Source organism: Denitraticella aggregata, from assembly GCF_048158365.1.
In the GTDB taxonomy this organism is placed as follows: Bacteria; Pseudomonadota; Gammaproteobacteria; order Burkholderiales; family Rhodocyclaceae; genus Azoarcus_F.
Map to the genome: position 1 here is coordinate 1 of NZ_JBLLNL010000024.1, position 7,554 is coordinate 7,554.

General features: G+C 61.9%; 8 protein-coding genes. 2 read left to right on the top strand and 6 right to left on the bottom strand.

Annotated elements, in window-relative coordinates:
• On the bottom strand, positions 1-438 hold a 438-nt coding region (locus tag ACKVEX_RS16265), incomplete at its 3' end, for a hypothetical protein (protein ID WP_473216792.1).
• A gap of 162 nt (positions 439-600) precedes the next feature.
• Between ACKVEX_RS16265 and ACKVEX_RS16270 the strand changes: the two genes are divergently transcribed.
• Both ACKVEX_RS16270 and ACKVEX_RS16275 read left to right on the top strand, forming a co-directional pair.
• Positions 601-879, top strand: coding sequence for a hypothetical protein (locus ACKVEX_RS16270; protein WP_473216793.1), 279 nt, complete (start codon positions 601-603; stop codon positions 877-879).
• Positions 880-906: 27 nt separating this feature from the next.
• Positions 907-1,392, top strand: a complete 486-nt coding sequence (locus ACKVEX_RS16275; protein ID WP_473216794.1) for a radical SAM protein — start codon at positions 907-909, stop codon at positions 1,390-1,392.
• A 99-nt stretch (positions 1,393-1,491) separates the two neighbouring features.
• On the opposite strand, the gene katG is transcribed toward ACKVEX_RS16275, so the two are convergent.
• From katG to ACKVEX_RS16300, 5 genes are all read right to left on the bottom strand, one after another.
• Positions 1,492-3,666, bottom strand: coding sequence for a catalase/peroxidase HPI (katG, locus tag ACKVEX_RS16280; RefSeq protein WP_473216795.1), 2,175 nt, complete (start codon positions 3,664-3,666; stop codon positions 1,492-1,494).
• A 220-nt stretch (positions 3,667-3,886) separates the two neighbouring features.
• Positions 3,887-5,086 carry a formate-dependent phosphoribosylglycinamide formyltransferase gene (purT, locus tag ACKVEX_RS16285; RefSeq protein ID WP_473216796.1) on the bottom strand — a complete coding sequence of 400 codons (1,200 nt, stop codon included), beginning with the start codon at positions 5,084-5,086 and terminating at the stop codon, positions 3,887-3,889.
• 166 nt (positions 5,087-5,252) lie between these two features.
• Positions 5,253-6,323: a Fic family protein gene (locus ACKVEX_RS16290; RefSeq protein WP_473216797.1), complete on the bottom strand. Its 1,071-nt coding sequence runs from the start codon at positions 6,321-6,323 to the stop codon at positions 5,253-5,255.
• 137 nt (positions 6,324-6,460) lie between these two features.
• Positions 6,461-6,742, bottom strand: coding sequence for a BrnA antitoxin family protein (locus ACKVEX_RS16295; RefSeq protein WP_473216798.1), 282 nt, complete (start codon positions 6,740-6,742; stop codon positions 6,461-6,463).
• Positions 6,743-7,044: 302 nt separating this feature from the next.
• Positions 7,045-7,230: a 5-methylcytosine restriction system specificity protein McrC gene (locus tag ACKVEX_RS16300; RefSeq protein ID WP_473216799.1), complete on the bottom strand. Its 186-nt coding sequence runs from the start codon at positions 7,228-7,230 to the stop codon at positions 7,045-7,047.
• Positions 7,231-7,554: the final 324 nt, after the last annotated feature.

The window sequence follows — 7,554 nt, forward strand, 5'->3', positions numbered from 1 at the left end:
GTGACGCGGCAGGATCACGACGCCTTGCTCATCGGTCTGGATGTGACTCGCGAGGAGGACGTTGCCCTGCCCGCCCGTCGGAACGTACCGCGGCAGGATCTCGTTGCCCTGTTCATCGGTGAGAACGTGACGCGGCAGGATCACGACGCCTTGCTCATCCGTCTGGATGTGACTCGCGAGGAGGACGTTGCCCTGTCCGTCCGTCGGAACGTACCGCGGCAGGATCTCGTTGCCCTGTTCATCGGTGAGAACGTGACGCGGTTCGACCCGTTCGCTATCGTACCTGCCGACCAGGAAACTCGCCCGGGTATCGGCCCGTGCGGCGAATTCGTGTGCGGAAGAGGACGTGGTCCCAGCCGCCAGGGTCGAGCCAGCCGAGAAGGCAAGCGCGAGCGCGAGTACGAGAGATGAGACCGTATTGTGTGCAGTTGTTTTCATGATGATTCTCCTTTCGTTTTCGTTTCGGTTGGTTGCTCATCAAGTGCGCACTTGGTGACCAGTAGTCGTGCGGCGGGTGCAATTGCTTACAACACGCCTCTAACGACACGGCCCAATCGGGGGCCCGTTGACCGCGGCTCCGATGCGGCGGAAACTTCGCACATGACTGTACAAAAAAACAGCCTTCGTCCATATGGTATCGCGTCCCCTGGCGGTGCGCGCGGACGCGGCACCGCGCTGCGACCCGACAGCCGTTTTGCGCGCGAGCAACGTAGCGCTGTCATCGAGGACGACGGGGACGACGACGCGGTTGCGGTGCACACCGAACTTTTCATCGATGCCGCGAAGTCGGTGATCACGTTCAATCGCTCGCCCGACGTCGCGTTCGACCGGTCTATCAATCCCTACCGAGGTTGCGAGCACGGCTGCACCTACTGCTAAGCGCGCCCGTCACACGCGTGGCTCGACATGTCGCCGGGACTGGACTTCGAGACGAAGATCGGCTGGAAGCCGGACGCCCCCGCCACACGGCGCCGTGAACTGGCGCGACGCGGCTACACTTGCGCGCCGATCACCTTTGGCGCGAACACCGATGCATGGCAGCCGGTCGAGCGCCGACTGGGGTTGACACGCAAGCTGCTGGAGATCCTCGCCGAGACGCGTCACCCGTTCATGGTCGTCACCAAGTCGGCCGGGATCGAACGCGATCTCGACCTGCTCGCGGACATGGCGCGCAACAATCTGGTGCAGGTGGTGTTCTCGGTGACCACGCTGGACGACGACCTGGCGCGGTGCATGGAGCCGCGCCCGGCACGCCCGGTGCGTCTGCTTGCGGCGATGCGCAGGCTCGCGGAGGCCGGCGTGCCGGTGGGGGTGCTGAGCCTCGGGGCACACTACCTGACGCGACAGTTGCACCTGTCTCCCGCAATACTGCTGCGCGGGTTCGCCTCCTGATCGCACCAGCAACACCGAGGGCCTGGATACTCTCCAGGCCCTTTTTCTTCGCGTATCCCCGCGCAGCCACGAATGGCCGCACGGGGACTGCGCCCACGCTCAGGACAGATCGAAACGGTCGGCGTTCATGACCTTCGTCCATGCGGCGACGAAGTCCTTCACGAACTTCTCCTGGCTGTCGTCCTGCGCATAGACCTCGGCATAGGCGCGCAGGATGGAGTTGGAACCGAACACCAGATCGACCCGGGTCGCGGTCCACTTCGTCGCGCCGGTCTTGCGATCGACGATGTCGTAGCTGTTGCGGCCGGTCGGCTTCCAGCTGTAGGCCATGTCGGTAAGATTGACGAAGAAGTCATTGGTCAGTGCGCCGACGCGGTTGGTGAATACACCGTGGTGGCTGCCACCGTGGTTGGTGCCGAGCACGCGCATGCCGCCTATGAGTGCGGTCATCTCGTGTGCGGTCAGGCCCATCAACTGGGCGCGGTCGAGCAGCATTTCCTCGGGCTGGACCACGTAATCCTTCTTCTGCCAGTTGCGGAAGCCGTCATGCAGCGGCTCGAGCACCTCGAAGGATTCAACGTCGGTCATCTCCTGCGTCGCGTCGCCACGACCCGGCGCAAACGGTACGTCCACATCGAAGCCCGCGGCCTTGATCGCCTGCTCGAGACCGACGTTCCCCCCCAGCACGATCACATCGGCCACACTGGCCCCGGTGTCGGCCGCGATCTTCTCGTAGGCCGCGAGCACCCTGGTCAGACGGGCCGGTTCGTTGCCGTCCCAGTCCTTCTGCGGGGCGAGGCGGATACGCGCCCCGTTGGCGCCGCCGCGATTGTCCGAACCGCGGAAGGTGCGGGCGCTGTCCCACGCGGTGCTGACCATCTCGCTGACCGACAGCCCGGCCGCGACGATCTTCGCCTTCACCGCAGCGACGTCGTAATCCTTGTTGCCCGCGGGCACCGGATCCTGCCAGATCAGGTCCTCGGCCGGCACATCGGGGCCGAAGTAACGCGCTTTCGGACCCATGTCGCGGTGGGTCAGCTTGAACCAGGCGCGCGCGAAGACCTCCGACAGGTAGGCCGGATCCTTCTGGAAACGCTCGGAGATCTTGCGGTACTCCGGGTCCATCTTCATCGCCATGTCGGCATCGGTCATGATCACCTTGCCACGGATCGACGCATCCTCGGGATCGACCGGAAGGTCCTCTTCCTTGATGTCGACCGGCTCCCATTGCCATGCACCGGCCGGGCTCTTCTTGAGTTCCCACTCATGGTTGAGCAGCATGTCGAAGTAACCGTTGTCCCACTGGGTGGGATGGGTGGTCCAAGCGCCTTCGAGACCGCTGGTGACGGCATCGCGCCCCACGCCACGGGTGGTGTGGTTCATCCAGCCCAGGCCTTGCTCTTCGAGGTCGGCCCCTTCAGGCACCGGGCCCAGGTTGGCCGTGCTGCCATTGCCGTGCGCCTTGCCCACGGTATGACCGCCAGCGGTGAGGGCCACGGTTTCCTCGTCGTTCATCGCCATGCGGGCGAAGGTCACGCGCACGTCATGAGCGGTCTTGAGCGGATCGGGCTTGCCGTCCACCCCTTCCGGATTCACGTAGATCAGACCCATCATCACCGCGGCAAGCGGGTTCTCCAGGTCGCGCTCGCCGGAATAGCGGGTTCCTTCGCTGCCGCTGGGGGCCAGCCATTCCTTCTCGGAACCCCAGTAGGTGTCCTTTTCCGGATGCCAGATGTCCTCGCGACCGAAGGCGAAGCCGTAGGTCTTCAGGCCCATCGACTCATATGCAATGGTGCCGGCGAGGACGAGCAGGTCGGCCCAGCTCACCTTGTTGCCGTACTTCTTCTTGATCGGCCACAGCAGGCGACGCGCCTTGTCCAGATTGCCGTTGTCCGGCCACGAGTTCAGCGGCGCGAAGCGCTGGTTGCCGGTGCCACCGCCGCCACGGCCGTCGGCGATGCGGTAGGTGCCCGCGGCGTGCCACGACAGGCGGATCATCAGGCCGCCGTAGTGGCCCCAGTCGGCCGGCCACCATTCCTGGCTATTGGTCATCAGCTCGGTCAGATCCTTCTTGAGTGCGGCGACGTCGAGCTTCTTGAGTTCCTCACGGTAGTCGAAGTCCGACCCAAGCGGGTTGGTCTTGCTGTCGTGCTGATGCAGGATGTCGAGGTTCAGCGCTTTCGGCCACCACGCCATGACCGCGTTGTCCATGGTCGTATTGCCGCCTTGCATGACCGGGCACTTGCCGGCCGTATTCGTGTCGTTTGCGCTCATTTCAGTCTCCTTTATTGACTTCGATGCTTGAATTTCGCGAACAGCGCGGATGACCCGCCAAAGCGCCATCGAAGCGCCTTGTCATGTCCGCTCGGACGAACCGCGCCGATTGCACCATCCGCCCACACACTCACACTAGCAAAATAAGGCAGCTATTGAAGCAATCGGCTCCATTGATCCGAACTATGACGAACTCAGTCAATCGTCGAATTCTCGAGCCTCAAGCCTTGACCGGTTTCACCTTGCCCGCTGCCAGCCGCGCACGCTCGCGCGCCTCTGCGATGTCCGCGCCATTGGCCACCGCGACCCCCATGCGGCGCCTGGCAAAGGATTCCGGCTTGCCGAACAGGCGCAGATCGCTGCGCGGAACCGACAAGGCCTCGGCCACGCCCTCGAACGCGATGCCGGCCTCGTCCAGACCACCATACACCACCGCGGAGGCACCCGGTTCTCGCAGCGCGACATCCACCGGCAAGCCGAGAATGGCGCGGGCATGAAGCTCGAACTCGGACAAGCGCTGCGAGCACAGCGTGACCAGTCCGGTGTCGTGCGGACGCGGGCTGACCTCGGAGAACCACACGTCATCGCCGCGCACGAACAGCTCGACGCCGAACACGCCGCGTCCGCCGAGGTTACCGGTCACCGCGGCGGCGATCTGCTGCGCGCGCTGCAGCGCCCTGGGGCGCATCGGCTGCGGTTGCCAGGATTCGACATAATCGCCCGACACCTGGAGGTGGCCGATCGGCTCGCAGAAATAGGTCTGCACCGTGCCACTTGCGTCGCAGGCGCGCACCGTCAGCAGCGTGATTTCGTATTCGAAGTCGACGAAGCCCTCGACGATGACGCGCTCCTGATTCACACGCCCGCCGGCCGCGGCATAGTCCCAGGCCTTCTTCACATCGTCCGGCCCCCGCAGCATCGACTGCCCCTTCCCGGACGACGACATCACCGGCTTGACGATGCAGGGATAGCCGATGCCACCGTCGATGGCCGCCTGCAGTTCGTCGAGCGAACTGGCGAAGCGGTAGGGCGAGGTCGGTATGCCGAGTTCCTCGGCGGCGAGCCGGCGGATGCCCTCCCGGTTCATCGTCAGCCGGGTTGCGCGAGCGGTCGGGATGACCTCGGCCAGGCCGGCGGCCTCGATCTCGGCCAGCATGTCGGTGGCGATCGCCTCGATCTCGGGCACGATCAGATGCGGTCGCTCGGCCTCGACCAATGCGCGCAACGCGGCCCCGTCGGTCATCGCAATGACATGGGCGCGATGCGCCACCTGATGGCCCGGCGCGTTGGCGTAGCGATCCACCGCGATGACTTCGACGCCGAGGCGCTGCAACGCAATGATCACTTCCTTGCCGAGCTCACCGGCACCGAGCAGCATCACGCGCACCGCGCTGGACGAAAGGGGGGTACCCAGCTTCATGGAATCACTCCTTCAGGTTTGAATCGCGACGGAACCGCGGAGTGCGAATGGTAATACGGCTGGAGGGGGAAGCTGCCGCGCACTCGACTCGAGGCTGCCTGGTCGTGATGTCAATAACCGACGTCCTCCAGCCAGCCAAGCGCTTTGCGTTCGAGGTCGTCTTCGGTCAAGGCGTCCCTCCCGTCAGGATGCGGTTCAGCGCGAGATTGATGTAGTAATTGTTGCGCCCGACCTTGCGCTTCTCCACGAAACCACTTGCAGCCAGCGCATCCAGATACTTTGCCGCGGTCAATCGCGACACCCGCAGATCGCGCTCGACGAACTCGATCTTGGTGTAGGGGTGCATGAACAGGTTATTGATCAAGTCCTGGCAGTAGAACTTGAATTGCCCGCGAATCCGGTGCTTGTAGTCGAACAATGCGTCCTTGATCACGCGGACCGTAGTGATCGTCTGGCCGGCAGTCTCCTCTACGGCTTCAAGCATGTACTCGACCCAAGCCTCCCAGGCATCGGTTTCGCGCACAGCTTGCAGCAAACGGTAATAGTCGGCCTTGGTTTGAACGATGTAGCGCGACAGATACAAGACCGGCACATCGAGCAAGCCTTCACGCACCAGGTACAGCACATTGAGAATCCGCCCGGTACGACCATTGCCGTCGTAAAAGGGGTGAATCCTCTCGAACTGGTGGTGGATCAAGGCCATCTTCACCAGCGGATCGGCACCAAAACTTTCGCTGTCATTGATGAAACGCTCCAGCGCACCCATCAGCGCCACGATCTCGTCCGGGTCCTGCGGCGGCGTATAAACGGTATCGCCCCGCCCATTGCGCAGCGCCGTGCCCGGGAGCCTGCGGAAACCCCCGCTGTTGCGCTCCAGCTCCGCCTGGATCTCCAGAATGTGGCCCAGCGTGATCATGCCGGTGCCGCGCACCCGTTCGAAGCCCAGCTGCAGTGCCTGCCGATAGCGCAACACCTCTTTGGCCGCCGCATTGGTGAAGGTGTCCGGCGATACATCGTCCTTGAAGAGTTCGTCATGGGTGGTGACGATGTTCTCGATCTCGGAGCTGTCCTTCGCTTCCTGCAAGCCCAAGGCATTGATCAGAATCGCCTGGTTCGGAATCGCGGCAGCGATCCCCTTCAACTCGGCCAGCTGACGACTGGCGCTCGCCAGCCGCTTGAGAATCGCGGGCGTATCGAAACGGCTGGCATCGAGGGTATCGAGCGCGGCACTCGTCATGACAAGGCGCCTGAGGCGGTGGACACGTATGGATATTCAAATTTTCTTTACAGCTTACGCCTGATATGTATAGAAAACTCGATTTTTTATGCACGTATTAAGAACCCGGCTGGGAATACTCGGACGTTTGTCCACGTTCAATGCTTCTTGTCGTCCAGCATCGCACGCCGCAGCAATGCATTGATCCGTGTCTGATACCCCTTGCCCTGCGACTTCAACCACGCCACGACGTCGGCATCGATTCGCACGGTCAGTTGCTGTTTGATCGGCCGATAAAACCGCCCGACCGTCGCACCCTCCCAGTCCTCAGCCGTTGTAGCCCGAATATCGGAGTGATCGATTTCTTCCTCAGCCATGGCCTCCAACGCCTTAAGATCTTCGTGCTGCTTGGCGCTCAAGCCAGTCTTAGCCTTGCTCATAGATTCTCCGTTCGTTTTGGTCAGCCTTGCGCGCCGAGATGATTCGAATGACCTCGTCCCCTTCGACTTCCATAACCGTATGCGCCACAAGGAGCAAGGCCACTCTTGTAGGTATATTCTAGGCATTACATCGAAGCGAACCCAGTGGAACGGCTCCCCCCAAGAAAACGGGCAACTCCACGCGACGCGAGTCAAACGTACGTCATGACTTGCTCGCAAGCAATAATGCCATTCGCATTCCGAAGTAACGCGGCCTGCACGCTATCGACAAGACATTGCACCTCGAGATTGAAGGGCAGCGCTCACAAGCGCAAGGTGGGCGAATAGTCGAAAGGCGGTAGCGGAGCATCGAAGCGGGCATGGCGGGGATAGATCAGTGCCATCCCTCCCTTTCCGTCGAGATACTTCATGCGATAGGCGAAGAGCTGGTACAAGTCCGACTGGCTCAGGTCGTACTGATTGGACGTGGTCGACTTGATCGTACCCATTCCGCGCTTAAAGATTCTTTTTATTTGAATCTTTTAAAGAGTGATTCTATATTCCTATTAAGGGCACCTCGAATAACCCGAGGTTTTGCATGGATTCCGCCGCGAAATGACGACCGCAACCGAACTCGGTTCATTTTCTTCAGCGAACCCCCATTTTTCTAGGCGGTGTCGCCCCGTTTTCTCTGCGAATCGCCCGGGAAACCGGCGATTCGGCCCATTTCGGGCATCAGAAGGCCACGATCCCGGCCTTCTGGAAGTAAACCAGCCGCTTCAGGTTGTAGCAAGCGGCCATCATCGTCATCGCAAAGTTCGCTCGCGCCTGAT

Excerpts from the sequence above, each read along its gene's own strand:
- ACKVEX_RS16270 (WP_473216793.1), top strand. The coding sequence starts at position 601 with ATGACTGTACAAAAAAACAGCCTTCGTCCATATGGTATCGCGTCCCCT.
- ACKVEX_RS16290 (WP_473216797.1), bottom strand. The coding sequence starts at position 6,323 with ATGACGAGTGCCGCGCTCGATACCCTCGATGCCAGCCGTTTCGATACG.
- ACKVEX_RS16275 (WP_473216794.1), top strand. The coding sequence starts at position 907 with ATGTCGCCGGGACTGGACTTCGAGACGAAGATCGGCTGGAAGCCGGAC.
- katG (WP_473216795.1), bottom strand. The coding sequence starts at position 3,666 with ATGAGCGCAAACGACACGAATACGGCCGGCAAGTGCCCGGTCATGCAA.
- ACKVEX_RS16300 (WP_473216799.1), bottom strand. The coding sequence starts at position 7,230 with ATGGGTACGATCAAGTCGACCACGTCCAATCAGTACGACCTGAGCCAG.
- purT (WP_473216796.1), bottom strand. The coding sequence starts at position 5,086 with ATGAAGCTGGGTACCCCCCTTTCGTCCAGCGCGGTGCGCGTGATGCTG.
- ACKVEX_RS16295 (WP_473216798.1), bottom strand. The coding sequence starts at position 6,742 with ATGAGCAAGGCTAAGACTGGCTTGAGCGCCAAGCAGCACGAAGATCTT.